19 protein-coding genes are annotated in these 18,351 nt (G+C 50.4%); 11 read left to right on the top strand and 8 right to left on the bottom strand.

What is annotated here, in order from left to right:
• The first annotated feature begins 148 nt into the window (after positions 1-148).
• Positions 149-658: a hypothetical protein gene (locus ABD880_RS13795; protein WP_345167210.1), complete on the top strand. Its 510-nt coding sequence runs from the start codon at positions 149-151 to the stop codon at positions 656-658.
• 19 nt (positions 659-677) lie between these two features.
• Here ABD880_RS13795 and ABD880_RS13790 read toward each other — a convergent pair whose 3' ends face one another.
• The gene (locus ABD880_RS13790; RefSeq protein ID WP_345167209.1) at positions 678-923 is read right to left on the bottom strand and encodes a hypothetical protein; all 246 of its coding nucleotides are present in this window, start codon (positions 921-923) and stop codon (positions 678-680) included.
• Positions 924-1,096: 173 nt separating this feature from the next.
• Between ABD880_RS13790 and ABD880_RS13785 the strand changes: the two genes are divergently transcribed.
• From ABD880_RS13785 to ABD880_RS13770, 4 genes are all read left to right on the top strand, one after another.
• A complete protein-coding gene (locus ABD880_RS13785; protein ID WP_345167206.1) occupies positions 1,097-1,963 on the top strand; it encodes an alpha/beta hydrolase in 867 nt (288 codons plus the stop codon).
• Positions 1,964-2,055: 92 nt separating this feature from the next.
• On the top strand, positions 2,056-2,691 hold the full coding sequence (locus ABD880_RS13780; RefSeq protein ID WP_345167203.1) for a class I SAM-dependent methyltransferase: 636 nt from the start codon (positions 2,056-2,058) through the stop codon (positions 2,689-2,691).
• Positions 2,692-2,737: 46 nt separating this feature from the next.
• Positions 2,738-3,118, top strand: coding sequence for an iron chaperone (locus tag ABD880_RS13775; protein ID WP_345167201.1), 381 nt, complete (start codon positions 2,738-2,740; stop codon positions 3,116-3,118).
• Positions 3,119-3,301: 183 nt separating this feature from the next.
• Positions 3,302-3,862: a glycosyl-4,4'-diaponeurosporenoate acyltransferase CrtO family protein gene (locus ABD880_RS13770; RefSeq protein WP_345167198.1), complete on the top strand. Its 561-nt coding sequence runs from the start codon at positions 3,302-3,304 to the stop codon at positions 3,860-3,862.
• A gap of 108 nt (positions 3,863-3,970) precedes the next feature.
• Here ABD880_RS13770 and ABD880_RS13765 read toward each other — a convergent pair whose 3' ends face one another.
• A complete protein-coding gene (locus tag ABD880_RS13765; RefSeq protein WP_345167194.1) occupies positions 3,971-6,109 on the bottom strand; it encodes a M56 family metallopeptidase in 2,139 nt (712 codons plus the stop codon).
• Positions 6,084-6,488, bottom strand: coding sequence for a BlaI/MecI/CopY family transcriptional regulator (locus tag ABD880_RS13760; protein WP_066507114.1), 405 nt, complete (start codon positions 6,486-6,488; stop codon positions 6,084-6,086). Before ABD880_RS13760 ends, ABD880_RS13765 begins: the two co-directional genes overlap by 26 nt.
• A 263-nt stretch (positions 6,489-6,751) precedes the next feature.
• Here ABD880_RS13760 and ABD880_RS13755 point away from each other — a divergent pair, with 263 nt between their 5' ends.
• Entirely contained in the window at positions 6,752-7,270 is a 519-nt protein-coding gene (locus ABD880_RS13755) for a hypothetical protein (RefSeq protein ID WP_345167190.1), read from the top strand.
• A gap of 59 nt (positions 7,271-7,329) precedes the next feature.
• On the opposite strand, the gene ABD880_RS13750 is transcribed toward ABD880_RS13755, so the two are convergent.
• Complete coding sequence (locus ABD880_RS13750) at positions 7,330-7,518, bottom strand: hypothetical protein (protein ID WP_345167188.1); 189 nt, start codon at positions 7,516-7,518, stop codon at positions 7,330-7,332.
• A gap of 438 nt (positions 7,519-7,956) precedes the next feature.
• Here ABD880_RS13750 and arfB point away from each other — a divergent pair, with 438 nt between their 5' ends.
• On the top strand, positions 7,957-8,361 hold the full coding sequence (gene arfB / locus ABD880_RS13745) for an alternative ribosome rescue aminoacyl-tRNA hydrolase ArfB (protein WP_345167185.1): 405 nt from the start codon (positions 7,957-7,959) through the stop codon (positions 8,359-8,361).
• A 305-nt stretch (positions 8,362-8,666) separates the two neighbouring features.
• On the opposite strand, the gene ABD880_RS13740 is transcribed toward arfB, so the two are convergent.
• From ABD880_RS13740 to ABD880_RS13730, 3 genes are all read right to left on the bottom strand, one after another.
• Positions 8,667-9,413: a DUF481 domain-containing protein gene (locus ABD880_RS13740; RefSeq protein ID WP_345167183.1), complete on the bottom strand. Its 747-nt coding sequence runs from the start codon at positions 9,411-9,413 to the stop codon at positions 8,667-8,669.
• 498 nt (positions 9,414-9,911) lie between these two features.
• Positions 9,912-10,349: a hypothetical protein gene (locus tag ABD880_RS13735; RefSeq protein ID WP_345167181.1), complete on the bottom strand. Its 438-nt coding sequence runs from the start codon at positions 10,347-10,349 to the stop codon at positions 9,912-9,914.
• Between the two features lie 15 nt (positions 10,350-10,364).
• Positions 10,365-11,696: an MBL fold metallo-hydrolase gene (locus ABD880_RS13730; protein WP_345167178.1), complete on the bottom strand. Its 1,332-nt coding sequence runs from the start codon at positions 11,694-11,696 to the stop codon at positions 10,365-10,367.
• Positions 11,697-12,101: 405 nt separating this feature from the next.
• On the opposite strand from ABD880_RS13730, the gene ABD880_RS13725 reads away from it, so the two are divergent.
• A complete protein-coding gene (locus ABD880_RS13725; RefSeq protein WP_345167175.1) occupies positions 12,102-12,926 on the top strand; it encodes a cyanophycinase in 825 nt (274 codons plus the stop codon).
• A 1,007-nt stretch (positions 12,927-13,933) separates the two neighbouring features.
• Here the strand turns inward: ABD880_RS13725 and ABD880_RS13720 are convergent.
• On the bottom strand, positions 13,934-14,827 hold the full coding sequence (locus ABD880_RS13720) for an NAD(P)/FAD-dependent oxidoreductase (RefSeq protein ID WP_345167172.1): 894 nt from the start codon (positions 14,825-14,827) through the stop codon (positions 13,934-13,936).
• 268 nt (positions 14,828-15,095) lie between these two features.
• Here ABD880_RS13720 and ABD880_RS13715 point away from each other — a divergent pair, with 268 nt between their 5' ends.
• The 3 genes from ABD880_RS13715 to ABD880_RS13705 all read left to right on the top strand — a co-directional run bounded on the left by ABD880_RS13715 (position 15,096) and on the right by ABD880_RS13705 (position 18,301).
• On the top strand, positions 15,096-16,361 hold the full coding sequence (locus ABD880_RS13715; protein WP_345167170.1) for an OmpP1/FadL family transporter: 1,266 nt from the start codon (positions 15,096-15,098) through the stop codon (positions 16,359-16,361).
• Positions 16,362-16,375: 14 nt separating this feature from the next.
• Positions 16,376-17,791: an SGNH/GDSL hydrolase family protein gene (locus ABD880_RS13710; protein ID WP_345167167.1), complete on the top strand. Its 1,416-nt coding sequence runs from the start codon at positions 16,376-16,378 to the stop codon at positions 17,789-17,791.
• 84 nt (positions 17,792-17,875) lie between these two features.
• Positions 17,876-18,301, top strand: a complete 426-nt coding sequence (locus ABD880_RS13705) for a lipocalin-like domain-containing protein (RefSeq protein WP_345167164.1) — start codon at positions 17,876-17,878, stop codon at positions 18,299-18,301.
• Positions 18,302-18,351: the final 50 nt, after the last annotated feature.

The raw sequence follows: 18,351 nt of genomic DNA, 5'->3' as shown, positions 1-18,351 counted from the left end.
GCCAGCCGCTAAAACAGAACCGCCTCGCGCTCAACGCACCACTTCCTGATGCCTGCATTACTTCTCAGGGTTATTGCTTACGGCGTTTGTAGGGGTGCATTTGGTCAATCATGTCTGGGCCATTTTTGGACCGCAGGCGCACATAGACATGATGGATACGTTGCGGCGGGTGTATAGAAATCCATTGGTAGAGGCTCTTTTGCTGGGCGCGGTCTTGGTGCAGATGGTCTCGGGTCTAAAACTATTTGCGGTTAGCAGAAAGCAACTGCCACTATCTGGCTTTGACAGACTCCACTTGTGGTCAGGGTTGTATTTGGCGGTTTTCCTTTTGATCCACGTTGGGGCGATACTGACTGGAAGGTTTCTTCTACACCTGGACACCAACTACTATTTTGGGGTGGCGGGACTGGCTACGTTTCCTTTTAACCTGTTCTTCGGGCCGTATTACGGATTGGCCATTCTAGCATTCTTTGGGCACCTGGCGGCCGTTCACCAGAAGAAGATGAGTCGCTCTGTTTTGGGTGTACCGGCGGGCGGGCAGTCTTGGTTGATCCTGGCTGGTGGTTTGGTAATTATGCTGGTCATCTTCTACGGCTTGACCAATGGTTTTACAAGCGTGACCATTCCTGCAGAGTACGGGGTGCTCATTGGAAAATAGTGGCCAGGCGCATGCTGCTTTATGATTTCTCCGCTTCTGGCGCTTGGCTGGTAGGGAAGTGGTTCTTGCGCAGGTTCATGCCATAGGTGTAATTGGTGGACAGAATGACGTCATTGCAGTCAAAGTGCTTGATGATGCCGTCCTTTTGCAAGGCTACCACCCAGCAGGTATTTTGATGCATGCCGTAGTCAATGATAAAAATGGCTTGCCCCGTTCCTAACGGGGTCTCCACCAGAATAGTAGGTTTTAATTGCAGAATAGACATTCAAACTAAAATTTAGCGTGAGGGGTGCGGTCTTTTTTAGCAGGTAAAGCAAGGGAATAACCGCCCCGTGCCTTACTTGTTTCAAGAACATACCTCTTGCTATGCGTTCCAGCATCTGCAAACTTGCCTATCTTCGCTTTTGCATGCTTCAGTTCATCCTCGGTCAACTTGCTATGAAAAATACATTGTTGTTTGTTGCACTTATACTTCTTGGCCTGGGCAATCCCTCTTTTGCTCAGTCAAAAAAAGCTACCAAGCCAGCGCCAGGCAAGCCGTTTGTCCTTGGCGTAATTGAGGAGATCCCATCCAAGCAGTTAGGCGAAAAGCGGACGCTCAACATTTACCTGCCCGAAGGCTACAACCCCAAAGACACCACCAGGTACCCAGTCATTTACTTACTGGACGGAAGCGCGGATGAGGACTTTATCCATGTGGTGGGTTTGGTGCAGTTCAATACGTTTCCCTGGATTAACCAACTACCCAAATCTATTGTGGTAGGCATTGCCAACGTAGATAGAAGAAGAGACTTTACCTATCCTACCACCGTGGCGGCAGACCAGAACCGGTACAAGACGGCTGGTCGTTCAGACAATTTCCTGTCCTTTCTAGAGACCGAACTACAACCCTACATTGACCGCCAGTACAAAACCACTTCCTCCAGAACCATCATTGGGCAATCATTGGCTGGCCTGTTGGTCACCGAGGTATTGTTCAAAAAGCCTACGCTGTTTAACAAGTACATTATTATCAGCCCCAGCATTTGGTGGGACAATGGTTCTCTGCTAGAAAAGCCGCTACCAGATTTCAAGCAAGAAACTCAGGTGTACATTGGCGTAGGCAAGGAAGGCTTGACTCCCAGTGACCTGCCTAGGGTAATGGAGGTAGACGCCAATTTACTGGTAGAGAAACTGCGTTTGGCCAAGGATGATCAACTCAGCGTCTTCTTTGACTATCTGCCGCAAGAAGACCACGCCACCATCACGCACCAGGCAGTGTTTAACGCCTTCAGGCTATTGTACCCCATGCCTGGTAAAAAATAGACGTCCACTGTTTCTCATTTTTGGTGAGAAGTAGTATCTTCCAACAAGTCTTTCGGCTTGCGCTTGCGGTTTAGTTTATTGCCTGTTTTCATATGGAGCCTTACCAAACCACGTTCAGCACTTGGAACCAGTTGGCCTCTCTCTACCAGGAGAAGTTCATGGACGTGGATTTGTATGATGATACCTATGACCGGTTCTGCCAACTGGTAGACAAGCCAAACGCCCGCGTGCTGGAACTGGGCTGCGGCCCCGGCAACATTACCCGCTACCTGCTCTCTAAACGCCCAGACTTTATCCTTGAGGCCACGGATGCAGCACCCAACATGGTGCAACTGGCCCAGATCAACAACCCAACTGCCACCTGCTATGTGTTAGACTGCAGAGACCTGGACCAGGTCTCTAGGACGTATGATGCCGTAATCTGCGGTTTCTGTCTTCCGTATCTTTCAGAAGAGGACTGCCAGAAGTTGATCTATGATAGTGCCACCGTACTTACTGCTGGAGGCATCCTCTACCTTAGTTTTATAGAAGGTGACCCGCAGAAATCTGGCTATGAAACCAGCAGCAACGGGGAGCATACCCTGTACATTCAGTACCACCAGACCCACTCCCTTACCGCCATACTCCGCCAAAATGGTTTTGAGTTGGTAGAGGGCATCCAAAAAAGTTACCCTAGCCATGAGAAGGCAATAGCCACCCACACCATCCTGTTAGCCCGAAAAATTTGATCTCAGACGTCTTTCCTATTATAGCTCACTAAAAACCTTTTAGCCTATGATCACTACCGCGCCCAAAGACATTAACAGCTACATTGCAGGGTTTCCCCAAGAAGTTCAGCCCGTGTTGCAACAGATGAGGAGATTGGTTCAAGCCACGGTGCCCGAGGCAACAGAGACGATCAAGTACGGCATGCCTACGTTTGACTACCATGGCACCTTGGTACACTTCGCGGCGTTTGTGCACCACATTGGCTTCTACTCCGTGCCCACTTCTCATGAGGCATTTCAGGAGGATTTGAAAGGCTATAAAGTAGGTAACGGGTCTGTGCAGTTTCCTTTAAACCAACCACTGCCTACAGAGCTCATTGCTAAAATAGTGAAGTACCGGATGCAGGAAAACTTAGAAACGGTTAGCATGACAGAGAACGCCTGTTGATTGATTAACTTACATCAGCTAAACCTCTCCTAGAAGCTAGTTAGGTAGTACTATTCCACTAGATGGTAAAAGGACCACCTACTACGGTGTGCGCGTTACTTCTACTAGATTACGCCGGCATAAGTAAGCTGTTTAACTGAGAGCAGGCAACTGCAAGACATCTGCTTAGAATTTAAATGTGTAATGATGGTTGTAGCGTTGAGCACTGACATTAAAAACTGGGTTGTAGGTGTGCTTATCACAGCCCTGTTGGCGTTTGGCTGTTACTGGGCAGGTGAGTATTTCACTTACTCCAGCTTCTGGTTTGCCTGGACTCTCAATCTTCTGGGAACGTTATGGTTCTCCTTAACGGCTTCGCTCTTTAAACCAGAGTTAAACTCTTCCTACTTTCAGGCCAAACCTTTTGAGCAGGGCGGCACCATATATAGATATGCGGGAGTATATTACTTTAGAAAACTATTAGAATGGCGAACCTGGGACAAGCTAGGGAAAGTCAAAAGTCCAATCAATAAGAACATTGCCACCTTACAGAAAGCGGAATATGATACCAAAATAGCTGAGCTGAATCATACTGTTCTTGCCGTCTTGGTATTGATTCTAACCATGCTCCTGACCACTACTTTGAAAGAGGCGCGCTGCCTCCTTATCACCAACCTCTTTCTGCATATTTACCCAATTTTAGTGCAACGCTATAACAGGCCCAGGTATCAAAGAGTGATTTGCCAACTGAAGAATAAAGTATAAATACTAGTACACACAAAAATCCCCGCTTTCATTTTTGGCTTATTTCTCATAAAAGAGGCCAAAAATGAAAGCGGGGATTGTATGTGATAGCTAATTAGGACTAATTGTCTACTTCTTGCTGTTACTGCTTTTGTTGGTGTTGATGGTAAAGTTAGAGCCTTCTTTCTTCAGCATCATGTCCACGTCCTCACCCGTCGCCGAAGCGATGATCTTCTTGTACTTCTGGTAGAGCGCGTCTGACTGCTTCTTCTCATCTACATACAGACCGGTCTTGTCTAGCTTAAAGGTATAATCTGCTTCACTGGATTTGATTAACCCGTCAGAGACCAAGGCAGACTTGAGCTCTTTCATCATGGCGTCATGCTTTTTCATGCGCTCCTCATGTTCCTTCATCCGGACGGCGTGGTCGGCCATGCGTTTTTCATGATCCTTCATACGCACGGCATGCTCTTCCATGCGTCGCTTGTGGTCTTCCTGGCGTTTGGCGTTGGCAGCTTGGCGGGCTTTGTGGTCTTCCTGTCTTATTTCATTTACCTCTACTCTGGTTTCATATTCTGACAGATACGCTTGTTTACGCGCATCATATTCTTCCATGCGCGCCTGAAACTCCTCCATCTGCCGTTCATATTCCTTCAGGTCTTGCTTATAGCGTTTCTGGTCTTCTGCCTTGTTTGATGATGGAGCCACCGGGGCCACTGGCGGGACTGGAGGAACTGGTGCTACCATGTTCACGCCACGGCCTCCGCCAACGCTGGTTCCCCTACTAATGGCTACCCGTTGTCTTGGAGCCATAGGCGGTCTTGGAGCTTGCACGCTTACTCGTTCCACTTCGTCTAAAGTACCGTTGGCAATGGCCATGGCACGCTCGGTTTCCTCAACAGACATGGTCTTGGCGTTTTTGGCCGCTTTTAATTGGCGCTCTATGCGGTCCTGGTATTTGGGCAGTTCGCTTTTAGGTACGCGCTTGCCGTTCACGTACACTTCTACCACTTTGCCTTTCTTGTTCTGCACAATCACCAGGTCATCGGCTAACTGCACCATGGTCAAGGCTTCTTCTGGTTCTTCTTCTATGGTAGCCGCCACATCAACCGGCAAAGTGGTGGCCAGAAAGGGCTTCTGGGGAGCAGGCTCTTGCACGGCCACTGGTTCCTGCAACTTTGGTTGTGGAGCCTCTGGAGTTTGGTAGTTGGCCCAGGCGCTGGCAGAGAAGACCATCAGACCGGCGGTGACGGCGCAGGCGGCCAGGAAGCCTTCAGAGAAAGAAGGTCTAAGGGCCGGTTGTTGTACCAGTCTGGTAATGCGGCTCAACAAAGAGCGGCGGCGCCCTGAGAAAGCCATAGACAGGCGGGGAGCCGGGTTTGAATTTTTCATGAGTAGTTCTTCTAAATGGGTTAAAGCGTAAGCATAGGTAAGCGAATCACCGCAAACGGAGATGGCCAGGTCATCACAGGCATGTTCGCGTTCGGTTCTAATACAGTCAGAGATCCACCACACCGCCGGATGGAAGAAAAACAAAGTTTCTACCAAGCTTTGTAGCAGGTTGAGCAGGTAGTCCTTGCGGTGCACGTGGGCCAGTTCATGCGCCAGGATGGCTTCTATCTGAGCGGTGGACAGCCCGGCCAAAGTGCCCAGCGGCAATAAGATGAGCGGCTTTAAATGACCAATGACCATGGGCACTTTCACCAAGGCAGATTCTGCCACGGCCGCGGCCTGCTTGAGTCCTAGCTGCCTGCCCACTTCTTCGGCTTTCTGTTGCCAGGCCTCAGGCACGGCCTGCACTCTGTAGGATCGCAAGCGCTGTACGTATACCCAACCGCCTAACAAGCGCATGCCCATCACTACCATACCCAACAGCCATAGCAATACAATGGAGGGCAGGTGCTGTTCAAAATAAGTCTGTCCTTGCGTGGCCGCCTTTTCCCAGAAACCCTGAGCATTGGTTACTTCTGCACCGGTTACAACTTGCGTGGTACTTGCCGCACCAGAGATACTCGCTATAGAAACTGGCGGTGCCACGGGCTCATACAGCTTATAATAAGTGATAGCGGCCATCACTACCAAGGCCATCAGGCCAGTCCAGGCCACGCGGTAGCGGGTGGCCGCAGAATGACGGTGCATCAACCTGAGCAAGACCGCCAACAGAATGGCAATGAGCGCGCCCTGCCAGACAGAATGTAGCAGGGTCCAGCCCAGGGCGTTGAGGCTAGCCTGCGGCAGTACCTCATGGAGTAGGTTTGTGGGAGTCATCTTCCAGGCGTTTTAAGAGGTTCTTGATTTGGTTTAACTCATCTGGGGTAGTGGACCGGTTGCCCAAGGCCTGCATGACCAGCTTCATGGCCGAGCCCCTGAAGGCGGTGTCCAGAAAACGGTCCAGCAAATGCTTCTGGGTGTCTTCTTCGGTGACGGCGGCCTGGTACAAATGAGAGCGGCTTTCCTCATCCCGTGACACCAGGTTCTTCTCATGCATGATCTGCAAGAGTTTGAGCGTGGTGGTGTAGCCGGTCTCCTTTACTTTGTTCTGGGCCTCATTGACAAAGCGCACCGTGCTGGGACCGTTCTGCCAGAGAATCTGCAGGATCTCTAGTTCGGTCTCGGTGGGCTTAAGCGGCGGGGTCTGATTGGTCATGTTGGTAAACTGAATTCTTAACTACGATTGTTTTCGTACTCAATTATACGAACACTTTCGTAAAAGGAAAACTTTTAACACGAATTTTTTCGTAGTTCTTTTATTTCTTTCCTTTCCCTGTCTCACAGGCTACTGCATCTGTCTCAAGGAAAAGGCATTACCCTCTATCTAAAGGGCATATTTTGGCCATGCTGGCAGAAGAAATTCTGTCAACTTGTTAGAGTGGTTATACCAGATGTGGGATTTGTTGCGTATTCTAGAACATGAAGAGAATACTAGTGTTGGTCTTGGCGGCGGGGCTTCTATCCATGACCCCGGGCCTGGCTCAGAAATACCGGACGGCCGCAGGCATACGGGTGGGTAAAGAGGTAGTGGGCCTGACCATACAACAGAAGATATTTGAAAAAACCACGCTGGAGGGTCTGGCCACTGCCGCCCCCCGCGAGGTAATGGCCACGGTGCTGGCCGAACAACATTTTAACATTCTAGGAAAACGCCTGAACTACTACATGGGCGCGGGCGCGCACGGCGGGAAACTGAAGGACTATGGGGCCGTCTATGGGTTTGACGTCATAGCCGGCCTGGAGTATAAAATCAACGGGCTCCCGTTTGTCCTATCCGCCGACCTGAAGCCGGCATTTCATCTACGTCACGAGGAGTGGTTCAATCTGGGCAGCGCTTTCTCCATCCGGTATGTGATAGTGAAAGAGCCAACAGAGTCACCGCTGGATTTCATCAAAGGCATCTTTTCTCCGTCTGGGAAAAGAAAGAAGGGGGACTAAGTATCTTATGTGATGCTTTTGGGCTGTTTTTGAGAAAACAAGCTAAAAACGGGCAAGCTTTATAGAGAGGCAATCTGAGCGTAAGAGGCCAAAGTCTCTGACTGCGCATGGTCTTCTGGTGATAAAACTTGTGTCCCGTTCTGGTTCACATAAATAACTTCTTGCTTGTAGTCTACAGTGCTTAATGCGTTGTCTAGTGCAAAACTAGAACCTATACAAGCGGCGAACAATAATACGATCAATTTCATGGCTTTACTATTTAATGGTTTGTTTAAGAGACTATCTGATTCTTAATTAGTTGCACCAGATTTCAAAGTTTTTTTCTGGTGCCGAAGGTCATTTCCTCTTGTGGTACATCTGGTTTCTATTGGTAAGATGCACATGACCTTCGGTGGGTTGCCTTGCTCTTGAACTATTATATCCAAACGCTGTGCCACAACCCTAAAACCTTGATTTTGACCATTTTAAGCCTGTTTTTTATTTTCATTATGTCCAGCACCGAACAAAATATGTCCGCTACCGGACAAGCGTACACTAAAAACCGAACAGATTCTGGCTCTCCGGACAGTTTTAGCCAACCGTAAAAACCTGTTTATGAAATAATTGCTTGCCACAAAACCCACAATCCAGCCATCAGTTTTGAGCAAGTACCCCCTTATGCGTACTTTCATGCGTACCCAGTCCTTATGACACTCCCAGACCTAAGCCCAGAATTAGTTTTTCAGACTTCGCGCAGCAGCGGCCCCGGCGGGCAGAACGTGAACAAGGTAGAAAGCCGCGTGGAGGTGTGGTTCTCCATTGAGAACTCAGCCTTGCTCAGCCCAGAGCAGAAGGAGCTGATGTTAGAGAAACTGGCACCGCGCCTGAACAAGGAAGGCTTTCTACACCTGGCCAGCCAGGAAGACCGCAGCCAATTAGTGAACAAGGAACTGGCCACCCAGAAACTCTATGAGACCCTGGAACAGGCCTTGCACCGCCCCAAGCCCCGCAAGAAAACTCGGCCCTCTAAAGCCTCCGTCCAGAAACGCATAGAAGCCAAGAAGAAGATAGGCCAGAAGAAAGCCAACCGAAGGTTTAGTCCTGAGTCCTGAGTCTGTTTATGGATGACAACAGGTTGTTCATTGTCAATTGCTGATGGCCAATTGTTGAAAAAGGCAAAACGTTTTCAGCCTATTTCCCAGAAAACAGGCCGAAAACGGAATAGCCCAGTTCCTTCTCCCTTGAGGGAGAAGGTTAGGATGAGAGGTTTACGTTCAGACACATCTACACAAATTTGCAGAGACAACGGCACTGCCTTGTCTCCTGCGCATTAGCTTGCCCCGTACTTAACCGTTTTTGGCCTAATTCCCAGAAAACAGGCCAAAAATGGCTCAAGACTCTAGACTCAAAACTCTTTTTAGAAGCTTACCTGCAGGCCGTTGGTGAGGCTGTAGAGGTAGTTGGGAATAGGCACGATGGGTTGGTTCTCATAGGTGTGCGCAAAGTTGGTGGTGATTTGCAACCACGTATTCACCTTCACGGCCAAGGACACGTCGCCACTGAACCGGTGCCTGAACTGATCATGTGGTTGGTCATAGCCTACCTGGTAGTAATGAATGGTGCTCAGCTCCAGGTACGGGTTCAAGGGCAGGCGCACGCTGGCGTAGTTAGAAAGCTTGGGCATGTGCTTTCTAATGTAGCGGTCTTCCTGCAGGTTGTGCCAGCGCTCATGCTCATACATAACGCCTGTGCCCAGATGAAACCTCAGGTTCTCTTTGCGCACTACGGCAAACCGAATGCCCGCTCCTGCCAAGGCTCGTAACTCCAGACCCCGGTTGTAGTCATACTGCAACTGCCCGAAGCTCTCATATGACAACCGCTCCTGCCGCCTGAACGTGACCCGGCCGTGCACATACCCGGTCTCTACCTGCGTGGCACTGCGCAACCGTACATAGTTATAAGAGCCTAGCAAAAGATAGGTGTTGTGCTTAGAGACGTAGCCAATGTTGCCGTTGCCGGTAAGGCCAATGAAATGATCGGTCTTGCCCTCGCGGCCGGTGGCTCTGTTGAACAGGTTTAAGTTAACACCCAGCTTGCCCGTGAAGTAGTTAGAAGAATCCCGCTCCACCCGCGCCTTCTCCACATTGAGAATCTGGGCCTGCATGCTAAGAGAGAACGATAAAAGAAGTGCTAAGAAAAAGGAAAACCTGAAAGCCAAAATCATACGCTTGCTAAGCAACACAAAGTCGCGGTGGTGAGACTAGAAACCAGAGAAGACCAAAGCGATGCACGCCGTAAGACTCCCTCTGTACAGGAGCAAAGGTACACAGCATTTTAGAAATGGGCAGAAAGAGGGAATTGGCTTGTGCGTTTCGGATCTGATGGAATTCCCCAAGCTATAAGCACGTACAGTTAAGGTGTATATGTTTCTGCCGCCTTTACTAGTGTTATCACCAGCAAATCCTAGAACGGAGGTATTACCTGATGGAACACCCCAAGGCTACTTTCGTTTTTAGCCTCTTTTCTACAAAACAGGCCAAAAACAGCCCTCAGCACTTAGCCAAAGTCTGTCTAGTTTGTGCACAAGATATCCCGACACAAGCCCGGGATGTACCACTTTCATGATGATAAAAGTGAAGCATGGTAACGGGTGTCTTCTCTCTTACACAATCTTGATAGTGCCTGACGATTTTAACTTTTCAGCAAGCAGTAGATACCCCTCCCAAATCCCGAAAGAAATCCACAAACTAAAGCCTATGTAGTTCATGACCCGGCTTGTGTCTGACATTTTACCTATGCAGCTTAAGGAGAGATTTGCCACTTCATTGTAATAGGTCTTAAAGAGGAGGAGCATTACTACTAAAAAGGTAATAGTAACAAGTTTACGCCACCGTCCTTTTGTGCCTTGGGGTAGCAACTTGTAGCCTGTAGAAATCTGCAGACCAATGAAAAGCAACAAGGACAGAAGCACCATTATGGCAGATGAGTTTTTCACATTCATCTTTCGCAAAAAGGCGCCAACCATAAAAATAAAAAGCAGGCCCGCTAGAAAATAGCCGGCCTGCTTTAAATATAATCTCAGTCTTGCCCTAATTTTCAAGGTTTACCTAATGCACTAAAACTGCGAGATGGCGTCCCCCAGGTCATACACGGGTACGCCTACAATGCCAGGTTTGATGATGCTGGTAGCGGCGGCAGAACGGTAGCCAGCGGCGCAGTGAATGACTACGGGCTTGTCTGCCGGCACTTCCTGCACGCGCTCTCTAAGTTCTGGCAAGGGAATCTCCAGGGCGTTAGGGAAGATCTTGCGCTGCTTGATCTCGTTCCAGTTGCGCACGTCTACAATGGTGTAGTTATCTGGGTGCTGCTTAAAGTCTTCCAGGTTCAGCTCCATGCTCGTGTCCGTGGCGTTGGGCGGACAGGTGAGCGCGCCCAGAATCAGGCGGTTGTAGCCAATGCGGGCCGTCTTGCTGATGATCTCCTTCATCTTGTCCTCGTTCTCCACCACAATGTAGAACTGCTCTGTGGGCCAGACAATAGAACCCAGCCAGGTCTCAAACTTGCCGCCGTCCTGCAGGTTGATGGAGTTGGGTACGTGCCCTTTCTTGAACTGCGCCTGCGGACGGGTGTCAATCACCAGGGCGTCCTTCTCCAGTTCATGGTCTGCGGGCACTACGGGCACGCGCTTCACAGAAGACTCATACTTGGGCGCGCCTTTGCGGTTAATGGCTACGGCATGCTCAAAATACTTGGGCACAAAAGGCTGGTCAGCAGTGAGGTACTGCACAAACGCATCTTCAGACATGGGTTGCAGGGCCGGGTTGGTGCGCTTCTCGTCGCCAATGGTACTGCTGTTGGCGCTACTCATGCCCTTGCCGCAAAGACTGCCCGCGCCGTGCGCCGGGTACACCAGCACATGGTCTGGCAGGGTCATCAGCTTCTCACGGGTGGAGTGGTACATCTGGCGGGCCAGTTCTTCTCTACTGGCCGTCAGGTTGCCCACGTTCTCGCGCAGATCGGGGCGGCCCACGTCGCCAATGAACAGGGTGTCACCGGTGAAGACGGCGTGCTCTTTCCCTTCTTCGTCTAAGAGCAGAATAGAAATACTGTCTGGCGAGTGGCCCGGGGTGTTGATGGCGCGCAGGGTCACTTTGCCCAGCTTGATCTCGTCGCCGTCGTCAAAGGGAGTGTGCTTGTATTCGGCGCCCAGCAGTTCGCTCACGTAGATGGTGGCGTCCTTGGCCTCGGCGAGCTCCAGGTGACCGCTCACAAAGTCGGCGTGCGGGTGGGTTTCTATGATGGTGGTGATGCGGGCGTCATGCACCATGGCGTACTCTTCGTACTGCTTGGGGTCACGGGTGGGGTCAATGACGGCAATCTCAGCATCACTCATGATGATGTATGAATAATGGGCCAGGCCCTTGTCTTCAAACTGCTCTATTTTCATAGCAAAAGTTGTTACGGAGGAATGAATGAGGCAAAGTTGGTATTTTACGACGGCATTTCATAGATGACGTTCATCACCTTTAGTAAACCGTTTTTAGCCTGTTTTCCAGAAAACAACCCAAAAACGACGTACTATCCGCAAGCAGCAGGCCGTACCCAGGGTACCAGCCAGACGGATGCGTGGCAGTTCTTTTTACAGTTGCTGAGTTCTTCTACTGGCGGTCCTTAGCATGCTTTTTATCTTAAGCCAACCGCCCCCTCCAGCCATTAAGCAGAAACAAGCAGGTTTTTATAACTTGAGGGTGGGCTTTTAAGTTATGTCTTATACGAACATCTCTTTAGTAGATGCGACTTTTGCCACAAAAGCACAGGTTTTAGACAATTCACCTGTTTACCTAAGGAATATATGAAAGAACCAAAAGGCACCTTGATAGCGTTGGGCGGCGGCGATGATGACGGACTCATCAATTTGATACGGGGCGAAATCTGCAGCAAAGACTCCAACATTGAGGTGATCACCACGGCCACGCTAGAGCCGCTGGAGTCTGGCCAGGCCTACAAAGAAGCCTTTGAGGAGCTGGGTTGCAGCAGCGTGCGCTTTATGCACATAGATGAAGACAACATAGCCGACAAGCCAGAATATTTAGACCGCATCCATGAGGCCGAGGTGATCTTCTTTACCGGCGGTAACCAACTGCGCTTGAAAGAGTTTTTGGCCAACACCAACCTGCACGCCCTCATGCTCCAGCGCTACCAACATGACGAGGTCACCATTGCCGGCACCAGCGCCGGGGCCGCCGCCATGTCTGACCGCATGATTTATGAAGGCTACGGCTACTACTCCCTGTTAAAAGGCGAAGTAAAAACCACCGAGGGCCTGGGCTTTATCCAGAACGTCTTCATTGACACGCATTTTACGGAGCGCGGCCGTTTTGGGCGCCTGGCCCACGCCGTCACCAAACGCCCCGAGTTTGTGGGCATTGGCCTGGGCGAGGAAACCGGCGTCATCATCAAAGGCGGTAACCATGTAGAAGTGTTTGGTAACGGCGTGGTCACCATCATGGACGGCTCCCACGTGCGCTACACCAACATCTCAGAAGTAGCCGAAGGCGAGCCCATTGCCATTGAAAACCTGACCATGCACCTACTGGTAGAAGGCCATGAATACTGCCTCAAAGACCGCTTCTTCCGGAAACTCTCCCAGCAGAAAAAGAAGACCCTGGTAAAGTAGCTTTAGGAAGCAAGGCAAAATTCCCAACAAAACCCTTTCCTGACCTAAGGCGCAGACGATTGCTGGAGTTTCGCGCTGAGAGGTCTTTTGAGGCAAGACAGTCACTATTCGGACCATGGCATTTTTGGGCTATTTTCTGGAAAAGAAACCAAAAACGGCACCTTTACCCATAGGCATGTACCTTGCAGCAAGGTGATGTAAGACGAACCCAAGGCCTCAGGGGATAGGAAATCCAGGACAGCCTAGTCCTTGGCGCAGAAGCCCGTAGGTGCTCTGCGTGCCACAAGGTCCTTTGAGTAGCAGCAGTTCTATATGGCAAGCGCCCTCGTCCTCCCCCTACCCCTCCCAGAACAAGTCCGGGATCTTCGACTTCAAAGGGGACGTAATGCGCCGGTGGAAGCCAGCGCTCCACGGCAGTCGCAGACTGCCTGCCGTCATGGGTCAAAGTCAAAGACTTGAACCATGGCCACGTGCAAGCAGATAGTTACAACCGTGCGCAGCACGAATGACTCTGCAGCGACATTGACTGGTTTTGCTTGAGGAAGAACCTTAGGCCAACAAGCCATTACAGGACCGGAACCAGAACCAGTCTTGGTCCTGAGCGCCTCTGTTGTTTCGTCGCCTGAAAGGCGGGGCCAAAGGCCCAGAGTACAACAGCAGTGCGAAGGGCCAGGACGAGGCCCCGCGGCCGTGAGCGCTTAGCCGATAGAAATGCAACAAGAAAGGTAGTGCGCACCGGAGCAAACGCCATTTCCAAGGGAACAGCCAAAGGCATGCACCAAGGCATTAGCAAAAGTTATAACAGCTAGGGAAGCAGTTGAGGTCATTGGTGAGAACACCAACAACGGCGGGTAGGTTAAGCCACGGTGAGCTAAGTGGAAGTTAGCTTATGGTAAGAAATCAACAAGTATCATTCTAAATCGTTTCCCGCCTAATTCCCAGAAACCAAGCCAAAAATGACAGCTGACATTTAATCAACAGGTTCATTCCCATCTTACGTCTACACCCTACTGTCTAAACTCCTTCTGCAATTCTATGTTAATGGCCACAGCCGCTTTGGTGCCTTCTGCGGCGGCTACAATGACCAGCTGCATGTCTCGGGCAGAGTCACCGGCTACGTAGAGGCCCTGCACATTGGTCTCTTGGTGCCGGTAGGTGCGTACCACGCCCTTGCTGGTAAAATCGCAGTCCAGCTGGCTGGCCAGGTCTGAGCGCTGGTCAGAGTCCGTGGCGAAAAACAGGGCTTGCCGCTCTTCTATTTTCCCGTTCTGCAGGACAATGCGCTGCATCTGGCCGCCTTCGCCTTCAATTCTGGCAATGGGAGCTGTGGTATAGGTAACACCGTTGCGGTCCAGCAGGGCTTTGTCCTCGCGGGTAAGCTTGTTGGTGCCGTCTGTGAACATCATCACGTCATTGCTCCAAGTCTTTAAGGACAGTGACAGGCCTATGGCTTTGCGGGCCTTGCCGTAGGCGGCCAGCGGTTTGTTCTTAGACTCAAAGCCGTCACAGTAAGGGCAATGGTGAATGCTGGTGCCAAAGAAGGGTTCGGCGCCCGGTATCTGGGGCCATCTGTCTGTGAGACCGGTAGCCAGTAGCACTTTTCTGGAGAGATAGGCCTGCCCGTCCTCATCTATGGCTTGGAACAGGTCTCCTTTCTTACAGAGCTTGGTGATGCGCCGCTGTTTAAAATCCACCTCATACTTGGCCAGGTCTTCACGCCCCAGTTGCAGGAAGTCACCAGGGGGTGTGCCATCCCGGGTTATGAAGCCGTTCATGGCATGCGAATAAGAGTTGCGGTACTCGCCGGTATCAAACAGCGCCACTTTTCTTAAGCACCTTCCTAGCAACATGGCGGCGCTCAACCCGGCTGGGCCGCCGCCTACTATTAAAACGTCATACATAGACACCTTTCTTTTAGCTTGAAATGGCTTAACGCAAATGCGCTAAAAGGGATGGACAAATCGTGCTTGTTTTCTTCATTTGATGTCACGTTTAAACCTTACCCTGAGGCAGTGGGCCGTGCCAAAAAGCCGCTTTATGGCCAAATCTTTGATAAAAATTAAATATATAGTGCGTATGCATACTAGTATTAGAATATCATTCCAATTTTTCTATCTTTGGTTAACAAACTCACACTATCCAGTTAACCAGAATTTAACAAACCAACGCATGAAAAGTAAATTTTTAGCCTTTCTGGGCAGTGCCGTGCTCACCGCAGGCGTTGCCAATGCCGGAGGATACCAAGCAAACCTCCAGGGGCAAAAGCAGATAGGGATGGGGCACGCCGGAACCGGGCTAGCATTAGACCAGAGTAGCATCTTCTTTAACCCGGGTGCTTTGGCGCACCTGAGACAGAACGGCATCCAGCTAGGCGTAAGCGCCCTTAATTCTAAAACCAGGTACCGTGAGCCTTCTCCTGGGTTTGCAGAAACTGAATCTGACAACCCTATTGGCACGCCGTTTCAGGTATATGCCTCTTATGGCCCCTCAGAAAGCCCAGTGCGTTTTGGTATTGGCGTGTACACGCCGTATGGCAGCTCTGTAAACTGGGGAAAATCATGGCAGGGACGCTTTGGTCTAAATGAACTGACCTTGCAGGCCGTTTACATTCAGCCAACGGTAAGCTACAGAATCACAGACAAGCTTGGCGTGGGTGGCGGACTGGTACTGGCCGTGGGTAGTGTCAACCTGCAGCGCAGCATTCCATTGACGGCCGCCAACGGCCAGGAGGCTGGCATTGAGCTGGACGGTGGTGCGTTTGGCGTTGGCTTTAACGCCGGCGTGTACTTTGAGGCCACAGAGAAACTTTCCTTTGGCTTGACGTACCGCTCTAAAGTAGACATGAAGGTAGACGAAGGAGACGTGACCTTCACGCTGCCTACTTCGCCTTTGATTGCTTCTCAATTTAAAGCTGACAAGTTCAACGCAACCCTTCCGTTGCCAGCCAACATTACCTTGGGTATTGGTTTCAAGCCGGTGGATGGTTTGACCATTGCCGCAGACGTGCAACGCGTAGAGTGGAGCGCCTACAAAGCCTTGACGTTTGAGTTCAATGACAACGTAAGGGGCTCGCAGCGGGTACCTGGTTCTACCAGCTATGAGTCTGTAAGCCCGCGTGAGTATGAAGACTCTTACATCTTTAGACTAGGTGCCCAGTACGCTTTATCAGACATCATGACTTTGAGAGCCGGTGGTTACTATGACCAGTCTCCGGTGCAGGACGGTTATTTGACGCCAGAGACGCCAGACTCAGACTCTAGAGGAGTTTCTGTGGGTCTAACTCTTAAGTTGACAGAGAGTGTAGACTTAGACGCCTCTTTCCTTTATGTAAACAAGAAAGAGCGCACAGATGACGCCAGCAAGTCTGGTGGCGTGGCCGGAACCTTTAAATCAGTGGCGTATATTCCTGGTGTAGGGGTTAACTATAAATTCTAATTTGGTTAATGAACATGAAAAATTTCTTCTATAAAATTGGGGCTGCGGCGTTTCTTTCCAGCTCTATCCTGCTTGCCGGTTGTGATCCTGAGTTTGAAGATGACCGCACCTTAAGCGCTGGTTCTCTGGACTTGACAAAGTACGTGGCAGTTGGTAACTCGCTTACGGCGGGCTACCAAGACAACGGTCTTTCTCTAGAAGGCCAGCTGAACTCTTACCCTAACATCCTGGCCAACCAGTTCTCTTACGTGGGTGGCGGCGAGTTCACTCAGCCGCTTTTCTCTTTAGAGCAGAGGAATGGTTCTGGTTATTTGAGACTGACGGGTTTTACCAGCACGGGTAGCCCTATCACCAGCACGGTTACTACACAGTTGGCCGTGAGAGGCATGGGCGCAGATGGCAAGACGCCTTTGCTGACTAAATACACCGGCGGCATTAACAACTACGGGGTCCCGGGCATCAGAGTCTCTGATATTAAGATTCAAGGGTATGGCTTGAATAACCCACAGGGCTTTAACCCATTCTTTGAGAGAATCCAACCTGACAACTCTTTCCAGACATATCTTGAAAGAGTTTCTACCAGCGCGCCAACGTTCTTTAGCTTATGGCTAGGAAACAATGACGTGTTAGGATATGCTACAGCCGGTGCATTTGCCAGCTTTATCACGCCTACCGCAGATTTTGAGGCCAACTACACTGAAATGGTGAACGCCCTTGCTGCTAACAACACAGAAGGTATTGTAGCCACCATTCCAGACGTGCGCGCGGTTCCTTTCTTTACCACGGTAGGCCCAACGTTTAAGGCTTCTTTGCCAGCAGCGGTTCCGGCGGTGGTGGTCTTGACCAAGAATACGCCAACCCGTAAAGTGGTTCCTAAGTCTGACATCAAAGACGCTAACGGCGGCACTACCTTGTTCACGCTTACCGCTGCTCCTTACTTGCCATTGGTTGGTACGGCAACGGGTAAATACTGGAGAGACCTGGCCAGATCCCAAAGCCCAAGCAACCCTAACGTGGCCTTGGTACAGTACCTGACGGCTTTCCAGATTGACACTACTAAGATGTTTGGCTTAAGCGGTGAGAATCCGTTCCCAAGCGCGCTGGTATTAGATGCAGATGAGCAAGCAGAGATTGCTACTGCCACCACGGCGTTTAACAACATCATCAAAGCACAGGCTGCCTCTAAGAACCTGGCGGTGTTTGATGCCTATGCGTTCTTCAACGGCATTCAGAGCGGTTTCATGCTGAACGGCGTGGCGTACTCGCCGGCGTTCATCACAGGCAACCTGTTCTCTCTGGACGGGGTGCACCCAACCCAACGCGGCTACGCCATCATCGCCAATGAGATGATCAGAGCCATCAACGCCAAGTACGGTTCTACCATCCCAACCGTTGACGTTACTCAGTTTAGAGCGGTATTGATCCCGTAAGCTTATTCTGGTGAATTGCCTATAGAAAAGGCCCGGCATCTGCTGGGCCTTTTTTTGTACCTTGTGGTAAGCAACCCCTTTCTTATGAACAGACGCTCCGTGTATGTGACAGTTTCTCTCTTGGCTTTCTTTTTGGTGGCAAGCTGCAAGAAAGGCCCTGAGCCCATCGACCAGAAACAGTTTCTTTACAAAACCTGGCTCCTATCTGCGCAGACCGTACAGCGCAATGACAGCCCTCCTGAGGACGTGTACGCCCAGATGGAAGACTGCCAGAAAGACGATGAACTCATTTTCCTGGAGAACGGCACCTATGAGATGAACCCCGGCACAGACGAATGCCAGATTTCTTTCTTAGAAGAGGGAACGTGGGAGCTTTACGGCAGCAAGCTCTTCTTAGCCAACCAAGAATTTAAAGTGCTAGAGCTTTCTTCTACTATGCTAAGGCTGCAACAAGTGTCCAGTAGGGCTGGAGACAAGACGACGGCGACTGCAACCTATAGACCCAAGTAATTTATGTTTCTCACATTAAAAAGTAGAGGAAGCCTAGTGACGGGCTTCCT

The sequence above is a fragment of the Nibribacter koreensis genome, assembly GCF_039541795.1.
Lineage (GTDB): Bacteria > Bacteroidota > Bacteroidia > Cytophagales > Hymenobacteraceae > Nibribacter > Nibribacter koreensis.
Note: the sequence above shows the minus strand (reverse complement) of the source record. Positions and strands in the feature narration are given on the sequence as shown.

What these genes read in the sequence shown, in the direction of transcription:
- ABD880_RS13795 (WP_345167210.1), top strand. Translation starts at nt 149, where the DNA reads ATGATGGATACGTTGCGGCGGGTGTATAGAAATCCATTGGTAGAGGCT.
- ABD880_RS13790 (WP_345167209.1), bottom strand. Translation starts at nt 923, where the DNA reads ATGTCTATTCTGCAATTAAAACCTACTATTCTGGTGGAGACCCCGTTA.
- ABD880_RS13785 (WP_345167206.1), top strand. Translation starts at nt 1,097, where the DNA reads ATGAAAAATACATTGTTGTTTGTTGCACTTATACTTCTTGGCCTGGGC.
- ABD880_RS13780 (WP_345167203.1), top strand. Translation starts at nt 2,056, where the DNA reads ATGGAGCCTTACCAAACCACGTTCAGCACTTGGAACCAGTTGGCCTCT.
- ABD880_RS13775 (WP_345167201.1), top strand. Translation starts at nt 2,738, where the DNA reads ATGATCACTACCGCGCCCAAAGACATTAACAGCTACATTGCAGGGTTT.
- ABD880_RS13770 (WP_345167198.1), top strand. Translation starts at nt 3,302, where the DNA reads ATGATGGTTGTAGCGTTGAGCACTGACATTAAAAACTGGGTTGTAGGT.
- ABD880_RS13765 (WP_345167194.1), bottom strand. Translation starts at nt 6,109, where the DNA reads ATGACTCCCACAAACCTACTCCATGAGGTACTGCCGCAGGCTAGCCTC.
- ABD880_RS13760 (WP_066507114.1), bottom strand. Translation starts at nt 6,488, where the DNA reads ATGACCAATCAGACCCCGCCGCTTAAGCCCACCGAGACCGAACTAGAG.
- ABD880_RS13755 (WP_345167190.1), top strand. Translation starts at nt 6,752, where the DNA reads ATGAAGAGAATACTAGTGTTGGTCTTGGCGGCGGGGCTTCTATCCATG.
- ABD880_RS13750 (WP_345167188.1), bottom strand. Translation starts at nt 7,518, where the DNA reads ATGAAATTGATCGTATTATTGTTCGCCGCTTGTATAGGTTCTAGTTTT.
- arfB (WP_345167185.1), top strand. Translation starts at nt 7,957, where the DNA reads ATGACACTCCCAGACCTAAGCCCAGAATTAGTTTTTCAGACTTCGCGC.
- ABD880_RS13740 (WP_345167183.1), bottom strand. Translation starts at nt 9,413, where the DNA reads ATGCAGGCCCAGATTCTCAATGTGGAGAAGGCGCGGGTGGAGCGGGAT.
- ABD880_RS13730 (WP_345167178.1), bottom strand. Translation starts at nt 11,696, where the DNA reads ATGAAAATAGAGCAGTTTGAAGACAAGGGCCTGGCCCATTATTCATAC.
- ABD880_RS13725 (WP_345167175.1), top strand. Translation starts at nt 12,102, where the DNA reads ATGAAAGAACCAAAAGGCACCTTGATAGCGTTGGGCGGCGGCGATGAT.
- ABD880_RS13720 (WP_345167172.1), bottom strand. Translation starts at nt 14,827, where the DNA reads ATGTATGACGTTTTAATAGTAGGCGGCGGCCCAGCCGGGTTGAGCGCC.
- ABD880_RS13715 (WP_345167170.1), top strand. Translation starts at nt 15,096, where the DNA reads ATGAAAAGTAAATTTTTAGCCTTTCTGGGCAGTGCCGTGCTCACCGCA.
- ABD880_RS13710 (WP_345167167.1), top strand. Translation starts at nt 16,376, where the DNA reads ATGAAAAATTTCTTCTATAAAATTGGGGCTGCGGCGTTTCTTTCCAGC.
- ABD880_RS13705 (WP_345167164.1), top strand. Translation starts at nt 17,876, where the DNA reads ATGAACAGACGCTCCGTGTATGTGACAGTTTCTCTCTTGGCTTTCTTT.